At 70.2% G+C, this 19,874-nt stretch carries 10 protein-coding genes; 5 read left to right on the forward strand and 5 right to left on the reverse strand.

Annotated features, from left to right (window positions below; genetic code table 11):
• Positions 1-92: 92 nt before the first annotated feature.
• From L687_RS33435 to L687_RS33445, 3 genes are all read left to right on the forward strand, one after another.
• Entirely contained in the window at positions 93-860 is a 768-nt protein-coding gene (locus L687_RS33435; protein ID WP_021200184.1) for an ABC transporter ATP-binding protein, read from the forward strand.
• Positions 860-3,391, forward strand: coding sequence for an ABC transporter permease (locus L687_RS33440; protein WP_021200185.1), 2,532 nt, complete (start codon positions 860-862; stop codon positions 3,389-3,391). The genes L687_RS33435 and L687_RS33440 overlap by 1 nt, the downstream gene beginning before the upstream one ends.
• Before the next feature lie 251 nt (positions 3,392-3,642).
• Positions 3,643-8,856, forward strand: a complete 5,214-nt coding sequence (locus tag L687_RS33445; RefSeq protein WP_021200186.1) for a beta strand repeat-containing protein — start codon at positions 3,643-3,645, stop codon at positions 8,854-8,856.
• A gap of 70 nt (positions 8,857-8,926) precedes the next feature.
• Here L687_RS33445 and L687_RS33450 read toward each other — a convergent pair whose 3' ends face one another.
• From L687_RS33450 to L687_RS33470, 5 genes are all read right to left on the reverse strand, one after another.
• Complete coding sequence (locus L687_RS33450; protein ID WP_021200187.1) at positions 8,927-11,404, reverse strand: LuxR C-terminal-related transcriptional regulator; 2,478 nt, start codon at positions 11,402-11,404, stop codon at positions 8,927-8,929.
• A 174-nt stretch (positions 11,405-11,578) separates the two neighbouring features.
• Positions 11,579-12,904 (reverse strand): threonine/serine exporter family protein, encoded by a 1,326-nt coding sequence (locus L687_RS33455; RefSeq protein WP_021200188.1) that lies wholly within the window; start codon positions 12,902-12,904, stop codon positions 11,579-11,581.
• A 20-nt stretch (positions 12,905-12,924) separates the two neighbouring features.
• Entirely contained in the window at positions 12,925-14,280 is a 1,356-nt protein-coding gene (locus L687_RS33460; protein WP_021200189.1) for an anaerobic C4-dicarboxylate transporter family protein, read from the reverse strand.
• Positions 14,277-15,017, reverse strand: coding sequence for a Type 1 glutamine amidotransferase-like domain-containing protein (locus tag L687_RS33465; RefSeq protein ID WP_029258853.1), 741 nt, complete (start codon positions 15,015-15,017; stop codon positions 14,277-14,279). The genes L687_RS33460 and L687_RS33465 overlap by 4 nt, the downstream gene beginning before the upstream one ends.
• A gap of 102 nt (positions 15,018-15,119) precedes the next feature.
• A complete protein-coding gene (locus L687_RS33470; RefSeq protein WP_021200191.1) occupies positions 15,120-15,857 on the reverse strand; it encodes an SGNH/GDSL hydrolase family protein in 738 nt (245 codons plus the stop codon).
• A 563-nt stretch (positions 15,858-16,420) separates the two neighbouring features.
• On the opposite strand from L687_RS33470, the gene L687_RS33480 reads away from it, so the two are divergent.
• Together L687_RS33480 and L687_RS0121685 are read left to right on the forward strand one after the other, a co-directional pair.
• Positions 16,421-18,241: a DUF5979 domain-containing protein gene (locus L687_RS33480; RefSeq protein WP_021200193.1), complete on the forward strand. Its 1,821-nt coding sequence runs from the start codon at positions 16,421-16,423 to the stop codon at positions 18,239-18,241.
• A gap of 118 nt (positions 18,242-18,359) precedes the next feature.
• Entirely contained in the window at positions 18,360-19,814 is a 1,455-nt protein-coding gene (locus tag L687_RS0121685; protein ID WP_052514699.1) for a sigma-70 family RNA polymerase sigma factor, read from the forward strand.
• The last annotated feature ends 60 nt before the right edge of the window (positions 19,815-19,874 follow it).

A 19,874-nucleotide genomic window follows, 5' to 3' on the forward strand; every position in this document is an offset into this window, starting at 1 on the left:
AGCGGTCGGAGCGGCACGGTATAGCCAGCACCACCATCGAAGCGGCAGCGGGCGGGATGGGATGCCGTCCGCCCCGTCCCTAGCGTCGGATCATGACCTTCACCCCCCTCTCCCCGGCCGTCGACGCGCGGCCCTCCGAAGCACTGCGGCTGCAGTCCGTCGTCAAGACCTACGGCACAGGTGCCAGCCGCGTCACGGCCCTCCGTGGCGTGAACCTCGCCATCGCGAAGGGCACGTTCACCGCGATCATGGGCCCTTCGGGCTCGGGCAAGAGCACCCTGCTGCACAGCGCCGCAGGACTCGACCGGCCGAGCAGTGGCACCGTGCACCTCGGCGGAACCGAGATCTCGGGGCTGAAGGCACGCCAGCTCACCGCCTTCCGCCGCGATCACGTGGGCTTCGTGTTCCAGGCGTACAACCTGCTCCCCGCACTGAACGTCGAAGACAACATCACTCTGCCGCTGCGACTCGGCGGCCGTCGACTCGAGGCGCGGTGGCTCGACTTCCTGCTCGACGCCGTGGGGCTCACCGAGTACCGTCGTCGTCGCCCCTCCGAGCTCTCCGGGGGCCAGCAGCAGCGGGTGGCGATCGCCCGCGCGCTCATCACCCGGCCGCATGTGGTGTTCGGCGACGAGCCGACCGGCGCGCTCGATTCCCGCTCCGGCAAGCAGGTTCTCGACCTGCTCGCGCACACGGCGCGCGAGCTCGATCAGACGGTCGTGGTCGTCACGCACGACCCGGTGGTGGCCGCGCACGCGGATCGCACCATCTTCCTCGCCGATGGAGCCTTCGCGGGATACCTCGACGGTGCCGACCCCGCGCAGATCAACGCCCGCATGAGCGCATTGGGGGAGTGGTGATGTCGGGCACGCTGGGCTTGAGCCGACTCGTCGGTGCCGATCTTCGCCATCACCGCGGGAGCTTCGTGGGAGTGGCGGTCGCGGTGTTCGTGGCGAGTGCACTGGTGACGGGCCTCGGAGTCCTCGTCGAATCCGGCATGCGCGGAGGCCTGGCGCCGGAACGCTATTCCGCGGTCGACGTGGTGGTCGGTGCGCCGCAGCAGGTCGATGTGCCGGAAGACCTGCCGGTTCCCCTGCGGGAACGCGTGCCGCTGCCCGCCGACGCAGCGCGCGACATCGCCGCTCTTCCCGGAGTCGACCGCGTCGTGGCCGACGTCACGATTCCGCTCTCACTGCAGGATGCCGGTGCGGATGCCGATGCCGGCGGTTCCGTCCTGGTCGAGGCGCACCCGTGGCCCTCCACCGCGCTGACCGGCTTCGAGCTGCGCGAGGGTGGGGAGCCCGCGGCAGCCGACGAGGTCGTCGTCACCGCGGGCAGCGGTCTTGCCGTGGGCGACGCGGTCGTCCTCGCGCACGGCGGCGTCCCGTCGGAGTACCGCGTGGTCGGCGAGGTCGCGGCACCGGTGATGCCGGAGCGAGGAGCGCACGTGTTCCTCAGCGAGCGTCGCATCGACCAGCTCGACCCGCACGAGGGGGCCGCGCAGGCACTTGGCGTGTTCGTCTCGGGCGTCGACCCCGAGCAGACGGCCGGTGCGATCCGCGAGGCCTTCCCCGACCTGGTCGCCCGCACGGGAGACGCCCGCGGCGACGTCGAGTTCCTCGACTCGGGCGCCGCGCGTTCGACGCTCGTGGCCATCGGCAGCGCGTTCGTCGGCACCTGCATCCTCGTGGCGATGTTCATCGTGGCGGGCACCCTGTCGCTGTCGGTGCAGTCGCGCCGCCGTGATTACGCGCTGCTGCGGGCCGTCGGGGCGAGTCCGTCCCAGGTGCACGCGCTCGTCGCCCGCGAGGTGCTGTGGGTCTCGGCCGTCGCGGTGCTGCTCGGCATCGCGCCGGGATACCTGCTGTCGACCGTGCTGCAGGCGGCTTTCGTATCCGGTGGCGTGATCCCCGGCGACTTCGCCCTGGCCACAGGTCCTCTCCCCGCCGTCGGCGCGGTGCTGCTCGTGCTGGCCTCGGCCTGGGGTGCGGCGCGCATCGCGGCGGCCCGGGTCGCGAAGCTCGATCCGGTCGAAGCGCTGCGGGAATCGGCGACGGGCGCTCCGGCCATCGGTCTGCCGCGCATCATCACCGGAATCGTGCTCGCCGCCGCGGGGATCTCGGTCTCGACGGTGCCGCTCGTCGTGCGCGGGCAGGTCGCCGCCGGCGCGGCTGCCGGTGCGGCCATGCTGCTGATCGTCGCGCTCGCGGTGCTCGGCCCGTGGCTGGTGTCGTTGAGCGTCCGGCTGGTCGGCACCGTGCTGCGTCGCTCGTCGTCTGCGGGCTTCCTCGCGTCGGCGAACGCCGCGGCGCACAGCAGGCGGCTGGCGTCGGCCATCCTGCCGATCGCTCTCGGCATCGGGCTGGGCCTCGTGCAGATCGGGGCGCCGTCGATCATCGCCGCGGAGGCGGCGACCCAGGCCAGCGCCGGGGTGATCGCCGACCTGCGGGTGGCCGCGCCGTCGGGACTCTCGCCGGAGGCGGTCGACGTGATCCGCGAGATGGCCGGGGTGGCCGAGGCGTCGGGGGTCGCGCTCAGCGCGGCGGTGGTGGACTCGTTCGATTTCGAGGGCAAGCTGGAGCGTGCCGAGCATGTGCTGCAGGGCGTCGACCCGGAGAACATCGCGCACAGTCTCGATCTCCGCGTGCGTGAAGGATCGCTCGCCGACCTCGACGGCATCGCGACGGTCGCGGTGAGCACGGATGCCGCGCAGACGCTCGGGCTGGGTATCGGCGGCACGGTCGTCGGACACCTCGGAGACGGTTCGCCGCTGAAGGCCACGGTCGTCGCGGTGTACGAGCGGGGTCTGGGCTTCGGCGACCTCACCATGGCCGCCGAAGAGGTCAGAGCCCACACCACGACGGGTCTCGATGCCTTCGCGCTCGTGGCGGTCGACGAGGGGGCGACCGGCGAGGTCCGGGCCGCGCTGGAGGCGCGCGGTCTGCTCGTGACCGACGGATCGGGGCAGGAGGCCGCGGGGGCCGGAGCGCACGCCCAGAACGGGTGGGTGAACCTCGTCGCACTGCTGGTGATCCTCGGCTACATCGCGATCGCCGTGGTGAACACGCTCGTCATGGCGACGGGTGAGCGCTCACGGGAGCTGGCTCTGCTGCAGCTGATCGGATCGTCCCGCGGGCAGGTGCGCTCGATGATGCGGATCGAGGCCGTGCTCGTGGCGGTGATCGCGATGGTGTTCGGCGTGGTCGTCGCGATCCCTCCGCTCATCGGCGTGAGCATGGGCATCTCGGGGCAGCCGATCCCCGCGTTGCCCGTGCTGGGGTCGTTCCTGATCGTCGGGGCGATGGGCGCGCTGGCACTCGTGGCGATGTGGGTCGGGACCACGGCGACCATGCGCACCCGTCCCATCGACGAGATCGGGTCCCGGCAGTAGCCACGCTGCGGAGGGGCGCGCCGGAGTCGTCGGTGCGCCCCTCTTCGCGGGAACGGGGGAAGCCGTCGTACGGGGTGAAAAGACGGGGTGAATTCTCCGGGATCGGCAGGATCGCGTCTCGGCCGACGGGCAGGCTGACGGTGGCCCGGACCGAGTTCACCATGCCCGAATGGTGCTCGGCGGTCGCCTGAGGGGGCGGGGGCTTCCGTGCGCGAGTGCGCGCCGGGGAAGCGATGAATGGGGAGACAGTCATGGCGTTTCGTGTTGCCCGCAAGGACCGCACATCCGATGGCCTTCCGTCCGAGCGGCGCAACCGCTGGCGGGGCCGCGCGAGAAAGCTGATCGGCGGCGCCGTGAGCACGGCGCTCGTCGCCTCGTCGATGGTCTTCATCGGCGGGACGCTGACGGCAGCGCCGGCAGCTGCGGCTGATCCGTTCCTCTGCACCCCCGGAGCGGTGTACGTGCAGAGCGCGACCGAGGTGCGCGAGTTCGTCGTGAACGAGCAGGGCGGTGCCCCCGGCGAAGGGGGAACGCTCGGTGCCACGACCCTCGGCGTCGACCACTCCAACAACGCCCTGGGCATCTCGTCCAGCGGCCAGTACGCCTACACGGTCACCAACGCCGCCGGAAGCAAGGTGCTGGCCAAGCACGACCGTGTGACCGACGTCACCACGCGCACGTCGTTCACCCTCAACTCGTCGGTGCTGCGTGGCGCCGTGCACCCCGACACGGGCGTCTACTACTTCGCCAGCGGCACGATCAACGGCGCGATCAACATCTACGCGTGGGAGGAGAACCTCACGCCGCAGACCTACGTGCAGGTCGGAACCCTCCGCCCGACCGCCGGCAGCAGCGCGTTCGGCGCCAACGGCGACATGGCCTTCAGCGCCTCGGGTCAGCTCGTCCTGGTCGCGGACAACTTCATCTACTCCGCCGACCTGCCCGCCACGGTCACGCCGAGCACGGCCACCATCGAGGCCAAGCAGGTGCACGACATGGGTGCCGGTGTGCAGGGCAACGGCATCGCGTTCGGAAACCTCGGACACATCTTCGTCTCCGCGTCCGGTGGCGGAAACCGCATCATCGAGGTCGACCTACCCCGCGGGCAGACCGTCAACACCACGTCGCTCGGGTCCTTCGCTCCCACCGACATGTCCAGCTGCACCTTCCCGAACACCCTCACGCTGAAGAAGGACCTCCCCGCGGGGCGCCACTCGGCCACCGACCAGTTCGCGCTGCGCGTGCAGTCGCCCGCCGGCTACCAGGTCGCGCAGACCGACGCCACCACGCGCGGAGAGCGCACGGGCCTGCAGCCCGATTACGCGGGCCCGGTCTTCACCAACCAGGGCGACACCTTCCGCCTGTCCGAGGCGGCATCCGGCACGACGGATCGCACCCGGTACGCGGAGTCGCTGGACTGCGTGCAGGTGAACCCCAACGGGACCACGACCCCGGTGGCGGTGACCGCCTCGGGCGAGGTGACGCAGCCGTCGGGCTCGCGCGGCACCGACGTCACGTGCACGTTCACGAACGTGCGACTCGTGCCCGGCCTCGCTCTGCGCAAGACGTCCGATCCCGCCGACGGCCTCGCCGTGCAGGCCGGCCAGCGCCTCACGTACACGGTCGAGGCCGAGAACACCGGGAACACGGTCCTCGACCCCGTGCAGGTGAACGACGACCTCTCCGGCGTGCTCGCGTTCGCCGAGTACCAGGGTGATGTCGTCACCAAGATCGACGGCACGCCCGTGGCGTCTGGGGCCGCCACCGTCACGGGTGACGACCTCGCCTGGACAGGTGCGCTCGAGCCCGGTCAGGTGCTCACCCTGACCTACTCGGTCATCGTCGACGCCGGCGTCGAGGGTGAGCGGATCGCCAACAGCGTCACCGCCTCGGGCACCCCGCCCGGCACGCTCCCTCCGCCCGTCACCCCGCCCGTGACCACCGAGCACCCCGTCGCGGGCTTCACCGTCGCCAAGACCTCCACCCCCGCAGCGGGAACGGTCGTGGAGCCGGAGCAGGTCATCGAGTACACGGTGACCGGGACCAACACGGGGGCGACCACGCTGAACCCCGCGTCGATCGCCGACGACCTGTCCGGTGTGCTCGCGCACGCCGCCTACAACTCCGACATCGCGACCTCGGTCGCCGGCACGCCCCTCACCACGGGCGCCGCCACCATCACCGGTGACGACCTCGCCTGGACCGGCGCGCTCGCCCCCGGGCAGGCTGTGACCATCACGTACTCCGTGACCGTGGATGCGGACGCTTCGGGAGAGATCCTGAAGAACTCCGTCACCGGCACCGCGACGCCGACCACGCCGAAGCCCGGTGATCCCGAGGGGCCGGAGGTGCCGGGCGAGCCGATCGTCCCGCCGACCGTCACCACCGAGCACCCGGTCATCGGGTCGGGCTTCACGATCAGCAAGTCCGCCGATCCCGCGTCGGGCACGGCGGTCTCGGCCGGCGACACGGTCACGTACACGATCACCGGCACCAACACCGGTGACACCGACCTCGACCCGGCCCGCATCGTCGACGACCTCTCGGGTGTGCTCGACGACGCCGGCTACAACGACGACGTCACCGCCGACCGCGGCTCCGTCACCGTCACCGGCAGCACGCTGACCTGGTCGGGTGAGGTGCCCCGCGGAGCCTCCGTCACGATCCGCTACTCGGTGACCGTCGACGCGGGTGTCCAGAAGGCGCTGCTGCACAACGTCGCCACCGGCACCGCCACGCCGCAGATCCCCGTCGACCCGACCGACCCTGCCGGTCCCTCGACCCCGGGAACGCCGATCGTCCCGCCGGCGGTGGAGACGAACCATCCGGTCGTGGACACCGGCTTCGAGGTCGTGAAGTCCGCTGACCCGGCCTCCGGTACCGCCGTGCGCGCGGGTGACACGATCACCTACACGATCTCGGGGGTCAACACGGGCAACACGACGCTCGATCCGGCGACGATCGTCGACGACTTGTCGGCCGTGCTCGCGCACGCCCGGTACGGTGACGACGCGACCGCTTCGACCGGCGCGATCGCCCTCGACGGCACCACCCTGACCTGGAAGGGGACGCTCGCTCCCGGCGCTCGGGTCGAGATCACCTATACGGTCACGGTCGACGAGGATGCCACCGGTGTGCTGCTGCGCAACACCGTCACGGGTGAGGGCACACCCCTCATTCCGGTCGACCCGACGGACCCGGGCAGCCCGACCACACCGGGAACCCCGGTGACGACGCCCCCGTCGACGACGGAGCACCCGGTCGCCACCCCCGGATTCACGGTGACCAAGTCGGCCGATCCCGTCACCGGGACGCGCGTCGATCCCGGCAGCGTCATCACCTACACGGTCACCGGCACCAACACGGGTGACACCGTGCTCGACCCGGCTTCGATCGCCGACGACCTGCGCGGTGCGCTGGCCCACGCGTCGTACAACGACGACGTGACCGCCACCCGCGGGGACGTGAGCGTGGCTCGCGGGGCCCTGTCCTGGAGCGGAATGCTGCGCCCCGGTCAGGACGTCGTCATCGTCTACTCGGTGACGGTCGATCCGACCGCCGGTGGCGAGACGGTCGCCAACACGGCGACGGGCACGGCGACTCCGCTGATCCCGACGGACCCGAGCGACCCCGACAGCCCGACGACCCCGGGCACGCCGATCACCCCGCCGCCCTCGACCACGGAGCACCCGGTCAACGCACCCGGCTTCACGTTCGCCAAGACGGCCGATCCGGCACCGGGCACCGCCGTGGACCCCGGTGACGTGCTCACCTACACGCTGACGGCCGTCAACACCGGTCAGACCGCCCTCGACCCGGTCGAGATCACGGATGACCTGTCGAAGGTGCTGCCGTACGCGTCGTACAACTCCGATGCCGTGGCCGTGATCGGCGGGCAGCCCGCCGCTGCGGTGTCTGTCGCCGGAGTGAAGCTCCGCTGGTCGGGCGCGCTCGCGGTCGGCCAGACCGTCACCGTCACGTACTCCGTCACGGTCGGGGCGGACGGCGTGGGGTCCGTGCTCGAGAACAGTGCGACCGCGACCGCGACCCCTCCGGGGGGATCGGTCATCACCCCGCCGCCCGGCATCACGACGAACGTCGTCAACGTGCCCGGATTCTCGGTGTCGAAGAGCGCCGATCCGGCGGCGGGCACCGCGGTCGACCCCGGCAGTGTCATCACCTACACGGTGACCGGCGTGAACACCGGCGAGACGATCCTCGACCCGGTCACGATCGTCGACGACCTCTCGGGAGTGGTCTCGCACGCCGACTACAACGGCGACGCGACCGCCAGGATCGGCACCACCGCGGCGACCGCCCCTGTGGTGACCGGTGACCGGCTGTCGTGGGATGGTGTCCTCCCCGTCGGTGCGACCGTCACGATCACGTACTCCGTGACCGTGCAGGCCGACGCCGGGGGAACGGTCATCGCGAACTCGGTCTCGGGCTCGGCGACCCCGCCGGGAGGTGTGCCGCCGATCGAGACCCCTCCCGCGACGACGGAGCATCCGGTGAACGAGCCCGGCTTCGAGGTGCGCAAGTCGGCCGACCCCTCCTCGGGAACCCGAGTCGACCCCGGCAGCGTCATCACCTACACGGTGACCGGCGTGAACACCGGTGAGACCGCACTGGCGCCTGTGAGCATCAGCGACGACCTGTCGGGCGTGCTCGCCCACGCCGCCTACAACGGCGACGCCACCGCGACGGTGGTCGACGGGTCAGCCCCGGCTCCTGTCGTGGACGGCGACGCGCTCACCTGGACGGGCGCTCTCGCCGTGGGCCAGCGCGTCACGATCACGTACTCGGTCACCGTGAACGGCGACGCGGGCGGTGCGACGATCGCGAACACGGTCTCCGGTACCGCCACCCCGCCGGGTGGTGCGGTGATCACGCCTCCGCCCGTCACGACGGAGAACCCTGTCGGCACCCCCGGCTTCGCGTTCGTCAAGACCGCCGATCCCGGAACCGGTACGGCCGTCGCCACGGGAAGCGTCGTCACGTACACGCTCGTCGGCACGAACACCGGCGAGACGGGCCTCGACGAGGTCGTCATCACGGATGATCTCTCCGGAGTGCTGCGGCACGCCGACCTCCGCGCCGGCGCGACCGCCGTCGTGGGCGACGGCACGGCATCCGCACGCACGGTGGCCGCTCCCACGGTGGAAGGCACGCAGTTGCGCTGGTCCGGCAGCCTCGCCGAGGGCGAGAGCGTCACGATCACGTATTCCGTGACCGTGCACGCCGACGCCGCCGGAGCGAATCTGCGCAACGTGGCCGTGGGGACGGCCACGCCTCCCGGTGGCGAGACGATCACTCCGCCGACGAGCGTGACCGAGAACCCGGTGCTCACGCCGCTCGCTCTCACCGGCGGCCTGCTGGCCCCGTGGGTGCTGGCTCTCGCGATCGCGCTGCTGCTCGGCGGTGCCGTGCTGCTGATCGTGCGTCGTCGCCGGGCGCAGGTCTAGCGGACACGGGAAAGGCCTCGTCCGTCGCATGCGACGGACGAGGCCTTCCGCGTTCCCGCGGGACCGCGGGTCACTCCGCGAGCAGGCCGTGGCGCGCCGCCTGCTCCATCGCCTCGGCGCGGTTGTGCGCGCCGAGCTTGCGATAGATGCTGCGGAGCTGGGTCTTGAGCGTGTTCTGCGAGACGCGGAGCTCGTCGGCGATCGCCGGCAGCGGCGCTCCCGACGTCAGGGCGCGCAGCACGATCTGCTCGCGGGATGACAGTCGTGGCCGGGTCGCGAACGACGGCAGCGCCGATCGCAGCGGGAAGGTCGCCCGACCGGTGGGGTCGAGATCGGATCGCACGGCGCCGAAGTCCTCGGCGCCCAGGAGCACGAGCGGGGTGGTGAGTCCCCGGTCGGTGAGCTGGGCATTCAGGGCCTCGCTCGACGGCTGCGCGGCCGCAGCGGACACCCGGTGCAGCGCGGCGCTGTGCACGGCCGCTGCTTCGGCGCGCTCTCGGGCGGTGGAGGGGCGCAGGCGGGTCTGCCCCAGAAGCCGGACCACGTCGGCGGTCCTGCCGTCGACGAGTGCCAGGCGCGCCCGTTTGAGGACCGTGCCGAAACGGTCGGGAAGCGTATCCCGCTGCACGATGTTCCTGGCGGTGCTCACATCACCGAGGGCGAGGTGCAGGAGCGTCCTCGGGCGCGACAGGGCGTGGCGCACGTGAGGCGCACTCGCCTCCTTTCCCCGGAGACGGACGAACGACTCCAGGCGCTCCAGTCCGGCAGCGGCCTCACCCTCGTGCAGAGCGATCCATGCCTCCACGGAGGCCATCGTCGTCCAGTGCTCGCTCGTCGCCCGGTACGGTTCGAAGAAGCGGATGTGCCGTTTCGCCGCGGCGATGTCGCCGTCCTCGACCGCGAGCATCGCCTCGGCCACCCGGTAGTAGGTGCCCCGATAGCTGTCGAGGAGCACCGGGTCCCATTCGCCGTCGCGGATGAGACCGACATAGTGACGCGCCTCCGGCAGATCCCCGTTCAGGGCGTGGACCCCGGCGAGGAGGCATATCCCGTGGAAGGCGTTGGTGCTCCCGTGCGCCGCGGCCAGGGCGGTGGCCTCCTCCCACAGCCGGATGGCCTCCTCCTGCTCTCCGCCGTAATAGAGCGAGATGCCCAGATGGGTGCACAGCAGCGGCATGTCGCGGGCGTACTGCTGCCACTGCGATTCGGGGGTCTCGTGGAACAGCGCCAGTGCGCGCGCCGCCACCTGGGCCGCCCGCTCCGGTCGACCGATGGCTCGCAGCGACGCGCTCTCGGCCGCCCAGATGAAGATCCGCTCCGTGGCCGAGAGCGTCGTGCGGCGGGCGTTCGCCGCCGCCACCGCCATGCGCAGCAGCTGGAGCCCGCGCTGGCGTCGGAGCCGGTTGGGTTTGAGGCACATCCCGAGCAGCATGGCCACGAGGGGCTCCCGCTTGAGCCGCGCCACGGGCACATCCCCGAGCAGCTCGACCACCGCATTCCGATCACGGTGGAGCAGCCGGTTCCATCCCGACATCGTGACGTGCGTCGCGAGGCGCAGGTCGTCGTCCTCCAGGGCGAGGCGGAGTCCCTCGAGCGGGAGCTCGCGGCGCACCGCACCTTCTGCCGCGATGCGCCGCAGCTGGGGGATCTCGTGCGGAGCGACCCGGCGGAGCTCGCGGCGCAGCATGCCTCGCGTGAGCGGCGTCAGGGCGAAGGCGCTGCGCCCGTCGGCGGCCCAGCGACCGAAGCCGAACGTCTCGGCCTGGTCCAGGGCTCTGGTGATCTCGGCGTCACCCGTCAGCGCCACCGCGAGCGGAACGTCGACCGACTCCGTGACGCTGATCCGCAACAGGCCCTGCAGGGTCTGCCGATCGAAGGCGCATTCGGCGAGCCGATCCTGCAGGTAGTCCTCGATCACGGTGGTGGCGGCGCGCAACGACACCGCGTCCGTTCCGGCGCCGCGGAGGGCCAGCGCACGGATGAGAGCGGGGAACCCTCCCGTCGCTTCGCGCGTGGCGATGGCCGTGTCTTCGTCGACGTCGAGCGCCCGGCGGATCTCCTCGGCGTCGAACATGAGCTCTTCGGGGGCCAGGAGCGTCGTGTCGATCACGAGGTCGAGGCCCTCGCTGTCGAAGGGGCTGGGGCGGTTCGTGGCGACGATCAGGCGGGTCAGCGGGGTGGTGGCGACGGCTCGACACAGTGCGAACACGCCCTCGCGGTCGACGGCGGCCGCATCATCGAGCACCACGACCAGTGGACCGTCCACGTCGCACAGACGCGAGGTCACGGCGGCCCAGCCGTCTTCCGCGGCGGCGGAGTGCGCGGGAGCCGTGCCCGGCAGTACCCGCAGCAGCGCGCGGGCGAGGGCATCGCCGGTCGCGATGGAAGGCGTCACGGTGATCCACACGACACGTGAGGTGGTCGCGGCCGCCCAATCGACGAGGGCGGTGGTCTTGCCCGACCCCGATGCCGACCGGACCAGCGTCAACGGCGTCTCGGTCTCGAGCGCGGCGATCAGTCGTGGACGACTGATGGCGTGCGCCGACACTCGTGGTATGTGTCCGTCCCCCTGCGCGACAAATGCCGACACCGTACCTCCCCAGGTCCCCACCCCTACGATATTCCGAAATCTCAGAGGGGCAAGCCAGAGGGGCAAGCCAAGGGGAGGGAGTGCCGGTGATACCCGGGGGAGGGATGCCGGACTCTGCGCCGTCCGGTCGCGTCAGCGGTCGGCCGACCGACGCCACGGAGCCGTGAGCCGTGACCAGAATCTCGGAGTCGACGTGGTCTCGTCGGGCGCGGGCAGGGCCACGGCGAACTGCACGATCTCTTCCGCACCATGATGCACGACGCGGTACAGCGCGGTGCCGATGAGCACACCGAGGGCGATCGACATGACCGAGACGAGGGCCGCGACGAAGTCGGTGAGTCCGCCGTCGGTGGCGACCGCCTCGGTGAGTCCGACCAGACCGGCCGCTCCGGGGACGAGCAGCCAGAACGCCGGCAGGAACGTGAGCTGCGACGGCGCCCCGTGCCGGAGCCCCGCGATCCAGAAGACGACGGGGGTCATCACGAGCGCGCCGACGAAACCTCCGACCGTGGGGCCGACGAACTCGTTGCCTGCCCACTGCCCCGAATACGCGACGACCAGGGCGATCAGCACCCAGCCGAAGGTCGAGGGCGGCGCCGAGAAATGCAGATAGTTGCCGAGCGCGAAGACGAGGATGCCGATGATCGCCACCCACCACGGCAGGGGGGAGGTGGCCTCCAACGGTTCGTACGATCGCGACTCCACTCCCACCACGGTGCCGGCGGCGAGGATGCCGAAAGCCAGGAGGGCCAGCTGCACGAAGCCGTAGACCAGGCGGGAGGCGCCGGAGATCATCTGTCCGGCCGCCAGCTCGACCGTCGCCGTGGTCAGCACGCCGCCGGGGAGGAACGTCACCAGCGGCGCGATGAGAAGACGGATCGGATCGCCGATCTCGATCACCTCGGCCAGGAGGAAGACCGCCGCCGCACACACGAACGCGGCGGCGATGGGCAGGATCAGCTGGAGCGTCGGCGACCGCACCAGCTTGAGCAGCCCGATACCGAAGCCGAGCACGAACGCGACGATCACGCCCTGCCAGGTCGGCGCGAGCAGCAGGGCGAGCCCGGTGGTGAGGATGGCGTGACCCAGGGTGCGCGTGAACCAGTCGAGCCGCGGGCGCATGGCTCCGATCTCGTTCAGCCGTCTGATGCCGTCGAGTGGCGGGATCGCCCCCGTCCGCGCCTGGCCGATCAGTTCGTACAGCGCGGCGATCTGATCGAAGCGGAAAGAGGCGTTCGTGGCGGAGCGGATCGCGACGCGGGCTTCCTCCGACTCCCCGGTCTCGACGAGGATGATCGTCGGCAGGACGACGAAGTCGGCGTCACCGCCGCCGTAGGCCTTCGCGACGTCGGTCATCGTGTCGCGGATGCGGTCGACCGATTCGGCCGAGGCGTTCATGCCCTGCGCCAACCCGAGCAGGAACTGTCGCAGTGCGGTCCGGTCGACGCCGTCGGTCATGTCGTGGACGACCGCTCAGCTCACGTGAACAGGAACGAGAGCGGCACGCCCACGATGATCGCCACGGCCACGTAGATGAGGTTCGGCAGTTGGAACGAGTGGTCGAAGACGAACTTGCCCATCTTGGTGGTTCCCGTCTGGTCGAACGCCACGGTCGCGACCTGGCTGCCGTTGGCCGGCAGCGTGTAGATGCCCATCGCCGCCGGCCAGAGCCCCACCAGGAGCGAGGCGGGCAGGCCGATCGTGATGCCGATCGGCACGATCGCGTTCGTGGCGCTCGACTGGCTGGTCGTGAGCATCGCGACCGCGAACAGCGCCAGCGCGAACAGCAGCGCGCCGAGGAAAGCCGAAGACCCGGAGACCACCGAGCCGAGTCCGTCGACGATGAGGGTCTGGTTCGCGGCGACGAACGTGTTCGCCAGCCAGGCGATGCCGAAGAGCGCGATGGCGCCGACGATGCCGGCGGGGAACGTGGGCTGCTTGGGCACGTCGGCCGCCTTCACCTTGCAGAAGACGAAGATCAGGGCGGCGATGATGCCCATCACGACCTCGATGATCACGGTGACGCTGAGTCGAACCGGGTCGCCGGCGTCGTCGGTGCCGATGACCGGACGCAGATTCTCGAACAGGCCGAAGAGCACGATCACGCCGACGCCGGCCAGGAACAGCGAGGCGGAGAGGACGGCGGTCGACGGCAGCTTCTTCTCGTGGGCGTCGGTCTCCGGCGGCTTGATCTGGTGGTCGGCCAGGCGCCTCTGGAACTCGGGGTCGTCCTCCAGGTCCTTGCCGTGACGCATCATGACGAGTGCGGCGACGAAGAGCCCGACGATCGAGGCCGGCCACATGATGAGCAGCAGCCCGCCGAGGTCGACTCCCTGAGGGGCGAGCAGCACCACCATCGAGGCGGTGGCTGCGGAGACGGGGGAGCACAGGATGCCGACCTGCGAAGCGACGGCGGAGACCGAGAGTGCCCGCTCCGGACGGATCTTCTGCTGATACGAGACGTCGTAGATGACGGGCAGCAACGGGTAAAAGATGTTCCCCGTTCCGGCGCCCACCGTGAAGAGGAACGACATCGCCGGGGCGAGGAAGACCACGGATCTCGGCCTGCGTCTGATCACCTTCGCCGCGACCGACACCATCCAGTCGATGCCGCCGGCGGCTTGCATGGTCGATGCGGCGGTGATGACCGTGATGACGATGAAGACCGCATCGACCGGCGCATTGCCCGGCGCCTCGCCGAAGAAGAAGATGAGGACGGCCACGCCGACCAGCCCCCACACGCCGAGCCCGATCCCGCTCGTGCGGGTGCCCATGTAGATGGCGCCGATGACGACGATCAGCTCGGCGACGAGGATCCACACGTTGTCGTTCATGACGACGGTCCCTTCACGATCGGGGCGTTCCCGGCGAGCACCGTCGTGGGGAGTTCGGTCTCGACGATCTTGCCGTCGATGGCTTCGACGCGCAGGGCGAGGGCGTCCTCCACGGGGCTGACCGCGGTCACGAACGTGGAGTTCTCGAAGTGCAGGGACTGGAGGTTGCCGACCGCGTACCCGGTGGAGAGCTCGCCGCTCAGCAGAGAGGCGTGGAACAGCGGACGGCGCTGGTCCTCGGCGTCGTAGTGCGGGCAGAAGCTGCCGTGCAGGAACCCGAGTCCCTCGGGAAGGACCTGCAGGGTGGGACCGTAGCTGTCGGTGGTGCCGCCTTCGAACCAGCAGATGCCCCCGGCGCTGCCTCCGGTGAACACCACATTCGAGTCGGGGTCCTCCCACATCTCGCGCATGATCTCGTCGAGGCCCTGCCGCTTCCACACGTCGAGCATGTTCGCGGTGTTCCCGCCGCCGACGTGGATCACGTCGAAGCCCTTGACGAAGCCGGCGAGGTCGTCGACCGCGCGGTGGAAGAGCGGCAGGTGGTGTGGCGCGCACCTGTCGGAGTCGTAGGTGGAGTAGAAGCTCACGATGTACGCGCTGTCGTCACCCGTGGCCGTGCCGACGAAGAGGACGCGGGGTCGCTCCTTGCCGGTGAGCTCGAGGATGTAATCGTGCGTCGGGTCGTTCCGACGCTCCATCATGGCCTTCCCGGCCCCTGTTGCCACCACGTGAGACATGCCCCCACCTCTCCGACGACTGCGAATGCGCTCAACCTAGCGGGGGCCTGCGGCGGCGTCCAGAGGCCTTTCGTCCACCGAGGGTGAGGGCGTCCGAGCGGTCTAGCCGTTCAGCCGGGCGGTCGCGACCATTCCTTCGAGCAGAGCGAAGGTGCGCGCGCGGGGCCCGTCGGGGCGGATGCCGATCACGTGCGCGAGTTCGAGCGCGAGGGCCGCATGCCCTTCGGTGTTCGGGTGGAACGGATCGTTCATGAGCCCCCACGGGACGCCACCGGCGCCGATATCGGCGAAGCGGGCGTACTGGTCGACCAGGATCACGTCCTCGCTCGCGGCGACGTGCCGCACGGCATCGGCGAACTCGCCGATGCGCGCCCGCTCCGGGGCGTTGCGGGTGTCGATCGCGGGCGGGGTCTGCAGCACCGGGATCGCCCCGAGCCCGCGCACTCGCTCGACGAACTCCCGCAGCGACGCGGCGTAGTCGTCCGCCGTGATGACCTCGCGCGGTCCACCGTCGGAGGCGTCGTTCGTTCCGATCATGAGCGTGACGACGTCGGGGTGCCACGACGCGACGCGACGGTCCCAGTCACCGAGGAGGTCGACGATGCGGTTGCCGCTGATCGCGGTGTTCAGCACGACGTCGCGCACGCGCTCCAGTTCGCCGCGGATCAGCTCGTGCAGGTGCTCCGGGTAGCTGCGCCCGCCCTGTGTGTGCACCAGCCCGTGGGTGATCGAGTCGCCCGTGATGACCCAGTTCAGCGGCTCCGGATCCGCGAGGGCCGCGGCGATGCGGCGGAGGTCGGAGGCGGCGGATGCGGAGACGGAGGATTCGGCGTTCGACACGGCACCGAGCCTATCGGCCGGGTTTCGCGGCTGTGTTCCGAGGGGCGGACAAAAATCGTCCGCCGCACGCGTAATGGTCCGCGTCGATCGTCGTCATGCTCGCGAGGGTTCGGTCGGGCGCCACGGACACCGTCCATGGCGCCCGGGTGGTGGGTCCCCGCTCACCCCTGCTTCCCCAGACGGCCACCCTCGTGCGGCGGGCTCCCCTCGCCCGCCGCACATTCCCCGCATTCGTCGACGCGGACGCGGACCAGTACCGCGATCGACCACGTATGCCAGAACGCCGATATACGCACGTGCGCAGGGGCGGTCGAGGAGGGCGTCGACGCGTACTGTCGGTGCGGGTCCGAGCCGTCATCGCAGCCGGTGCCGAGCGCACCGCTCACGATCGCACCGGAGCCCCGAGCGATCGGCCGCACCGCAGAGGACGTTAGAGGTCAGCTCCAAGGGGCGTTGTCGGATTCCGAAAAAGCTCGCGGGTGCCGTAGTGACCCCGCGGCTGCCGAGTCCTGTCTGACACAGCGCACGCAAGCTCATGCGCGAAGACCGCCACCGGAGGAACCATGTTGACCGATCCGCCACCTGCCCGAACACGGAAATCCCAGCCGCAGCGGCTCGCCCGCCGAGGCGTCGCCTTCCTCGCCCTGCTCGCGGGACTCATCGGACTCGTGATCGCGCCGTCGCCGGCTTCGGCTGCGCCGCCGTACGCCACGGAGGCGTCGATCGACGCCGTGCAATTCACCGAGGGCGTCGTCCAGAGCGGCACGAAAGCCGAACTGACCGGTTCCTGGTCGCTGCCCGATAACCCCGCCACCCCTGCGGGGTTCGTCGTCGACCTCCCCGGGGGTCTTCGGGGGCTGCAGGATGCGTTCCCCCTGCTCGATGCGGGGGGAGCGCTGATGGGAAGTTGTGTGACCACGGCGGATCAGCTCGTGTGCGATCTCGACAGCGAGTACGTGAAGAGCCATCCGGTCGGCCTCTCCGGAGGCTTCTCGTTCTGGGCGACCGTGACCACCGAGGTGACCGAGCAGACCACGGTCGAGTACGACTTCGGCGACGCGTCGGCCACGGTGGAGGTGACTCCGGCCGCACTCGCGTGCACAGACGACTGCGACTTCGTCGGTCGCTCGAACTTCAAGAGCGGTGAGTATCAGAACGGCACCGACACGATCTTCTGGGATGTCGCCGTCGGCGCGGGCGCAACGGGCATGACGGGCGGCCAGGAAGTGGTGGTCCACGACATCCTCGGACCGAACCAGGCCCTCCTCCCGGTTTCGGCGAGCGGAGAGCGGTTCCCGAGCCTCTGGGCGACCAACACTCTCATGACGCTCCCCGGCGGCCTCGTCGTCCCCGGACCCTTCGTCGAGCGTCCTCTCAGCGACTACGTCGTCTCGGCGGACGGTGCCACCGTCAGCTTCACGGCGGAGGAGGGCTACTTCTACAACGTCCACTACCTCTCCGAGGTCACCGATGGGGGAGCAGCCGGAACCTACCGGAACGCCGCAGACATCAAGGTCGGAACCCAGACGACGGCCACGACGACGTCGGAGGTCACGCGGCACGGCGGCTCGGGAACCGGTGGGGGCACCCAGGTCGGCACGTTCACGATCGCCAAGCACCTTCGCGGAGACGACGCGAACCTCGACGACCTCACTTTCCGCGGTGCCTACTCGGTCGCGATTCCCGGTAGCACTCCCGTCACCGGCGACTTCGCCGTCCAGGCGGGAGAGACCTGGACCAGCCCGGCGTTCCCCGTGGGCAGCATCGTGGAGCTCTCCGAGTCGTTGGCCGGCCTCCCGGGGAATCTCGATTGGGCCGCGCCCGACTTCTCCTCGAAGACGTTCGCGATCGAGGCCGGGAACGCCGTGGACGTCTCGTTGAACAACACCGCGACGCTGCGGCGTCAGCCCTTCTCCGCGGTGAAGACCGTCTCGGGTCCCTCTGCTGCGACGACCCGGGTGCCAGCGGACACGGTCTACGTCATCGAGTACTCGTACCCGGCAGGGCCCGGCTTCGCCGCAGGTTCCGGAGAGCTCACCCTGACGGCGGGAGAATCCGTCTCCGCGCCGGCGCTTCCCGTCGGCGCCGACGTCACGATCCGCGAGCGCGCTCCGAAGCCCATCGAGGGGATCAGCTGGGGTGCGCCGCAGATCAGTCCCGAGCGCTTCACGGTCGGCGATCAGAACGTCACCGTCGCCGTGAAGAACCCGGTCGACGTGGTCGTGCCTCCGCCGGTGACGCCGAAGGATCCGGGCGTTTCCGGTTCGACGCTGGCATCCACCGGAACCGAGGGGGCGGTGTCGAGCCTGCTGCTCGCAGCATTGCTGCTCGGGGGAGGCGCAAGCCTCGTCGTGAGGAGGCGACTGCGCCGATCGCACGACTAGTTCGACGGCCCCGGCAGGGTCCGCGAGTCGATGCGGCTGGCGGACCCTCGGGGTGCGAAACACACGGGATCGCTGCTTTCCGCGCATCCCGGCAAGGCCCTTGGGGGAAAGGGACGACATGAGCCATCGCTATACAGACCATCGCTACGCGGAGCTGAGCCGGGAGGCGGACGCCGAACTCCTCGCCTGCGCACGCACGGGCGATCAGCGTGCGTATGCCGAACTCTGGCGACGCTATGAGCACGTGGCCAGAGCCGTCGCCCGCACCTACTGGTGGTCGGCCGACCCCGACGACCTCGTCGCCGAGTCCTTCACCCGTATCTATCAGGCGATGCAGGCCGGCAAAGGGCCCCAGAGTGCGTTCAAGCCCTATCTCTTCGCGACGATGAGGAACCTGGCGATCAGCTGGGGTCGAGCCCGCCGCGAGGTCCCCATCGAACACATCGAGACGGTCGAAGACCCGGCCTCCACCGAAGCCGCCGCAGACGCCGACTTCGACGCTTCTCTGGTCTCGAAGGCGATCCTCGCCCTCCCGGAGCGCTGGCAGGAGGTCCTCTGGTTCGGTGAGGTCGAGAACCTCTCCATGCAGGAGATCGGAAAGCGCCTCGAGATCACTGAACGCGCCGCGGCCGTGCTCGCGTTCCGGGCCAGGGAAGGGCTCCGACAGGCGTGGATCGCCGCGCATCTGAAGGAGCGACCCCCGACCTCGAAGGAGTGCCGGTGGACGTTGGGCAAGATCGGGGCCCACGCTCGCCGCCGCCTCACCGTCCGGGACGATCAGCGGGTCCGTGCACATCTCGAGCACTGCGATGACTGCCGCGCGGGGGCCGAGGAAGCCCGACGGGCGAGCTCGCGGATGCTGTCCATCCTGTTCCCCGCAGGCCTCGCACTCGGCGGGGGCGCTCAGGTGTGGCAATCGCTGTCCCTCGAGGGAGCCTCCGCCACAGCCGCCCCGATGCCCGTCACGGTCACGGTGCCCTTCGCCGGTCTCGCCGCGGCGAAAGCGGGCCTCGTCGGAATGGCCATCGTGACGGTTGCGGCGCTCGCCGTCGGGGTCACCGGCAGCGTCGTGAACAACAACGACAGTGCGGTCGCTGCCACGGCGTTCGCGCACACCGACTCCTCGGATGCGGGGCCCGGCTCCGGTTCCCTCCCGACCGATCTCCCCACCCTCGTCCCCAGTGCGGCACCGACGGCCGAGCCCTCTGCCGTGCCGCTTACAGAGACCACCCCGCTCCCGCAGGCCTCCTCACCCCCCGCTGCGCCCCCACCTCCTCCCGCTCCTGCGCAGGTCCCCGGCCCGCCGGTGATCCTCTCGATCCCTTCCCAGGTCACGCGGACCCAGTGGATCAGCGCCTCGGTGCGTTGCGAGGTCGGCGCCGAGGTCTCCGTCTCCGCCTACGGGGTCACCGTCGCCGCCGGAACATGCACCACCGACGAGACGTGGCAGGCGAGCATCGATGTCAGCTCCTACCCGGTGCCGTCGGGGACAGCGATCGGTTTCGCTTTCGCTCAGTCCAACATCGCCGGAGTCTCGGGCAGCGCATGGGCGGAGGTGGTCGTCGTGGATTGATCTCGATCCTCGCGTAATCGATCGCGGGAATCCGCGTCCAGTACGCATGCGGCACCCCTG

The sequence above is a fragment of the Microbacterium maritypicum MF109 genome (assembly GCF_000455825.1).
Taxonomy (GTDB): domain Bacteria; phylum Actinomycetota; class Actinomycetes; order Actinomycetales; family Microbacteriaceae; genus Microbacterium; species Microbacterium maritypicum_A.

What these genes read in the sequence shown, in the direction of transcription:
- L687_RS33435 (WP_021200184.1), top strand. Translation starts at nt 93, where the DNA reads ATGACCTTCACCCCCCTCTCCCCGGCCGTCGACGCGCGGCCCTCCGAA.
- L687_RS33440 (WP_021200185.1), top strand. Translation starts at nt 860, where the DNA reads ATGTCGGGCACGCTGGGCTTGAGCCGACTCGTCGGTGCCGATCTTCGC.
- L687_RS33445 (WP_021200186.1), top strand. Translation starts at nt 3,643, where the DNA reads ATGGCGTTTCGTGTTGCCCGCAAGGACCGCACATCCGATGGCCTTCCG.
- L687_RS33455 (WP_021200188.1), bottom strand. Translation starts at nt 12,904, where the DNA reads ATGACCGACGGCGTCGACCGGACCGCACTGCGACAGTTCCTGCTCGGG.
- L687_RS33460 (WP_021200189.1), bottom strand. Translation starts at nt 14,280, where the DNA reads ATGAACGACAACGTGTGGATCCTCGTCGCCGAGCTGATCGTCGTCATC.
- L687_RS33465 (WP_029258853.1), bottom strand. Translation starts at nt 15,017, where the DNA reads ATGTCTCACGTGGTGGCAACAGGGGCCGGGAAGGCCATGATGGAGCGT.
- L687_RS33480 (WP_021200193.1), top strand. Translation starts at nt 16,421, where the DNA reads ATGTTGACCGATCCGCCACCTGCCCGAACACGGAAATCCCAGCCGCAG.
- L687_RS0121685 (WP_052514699.1), top strand. Translation starts at nt 18,360, where the DNA reads ATGAGCCATCGCTATACAGACCATCGCTACGCGGAGCTGAGCCGGGAG.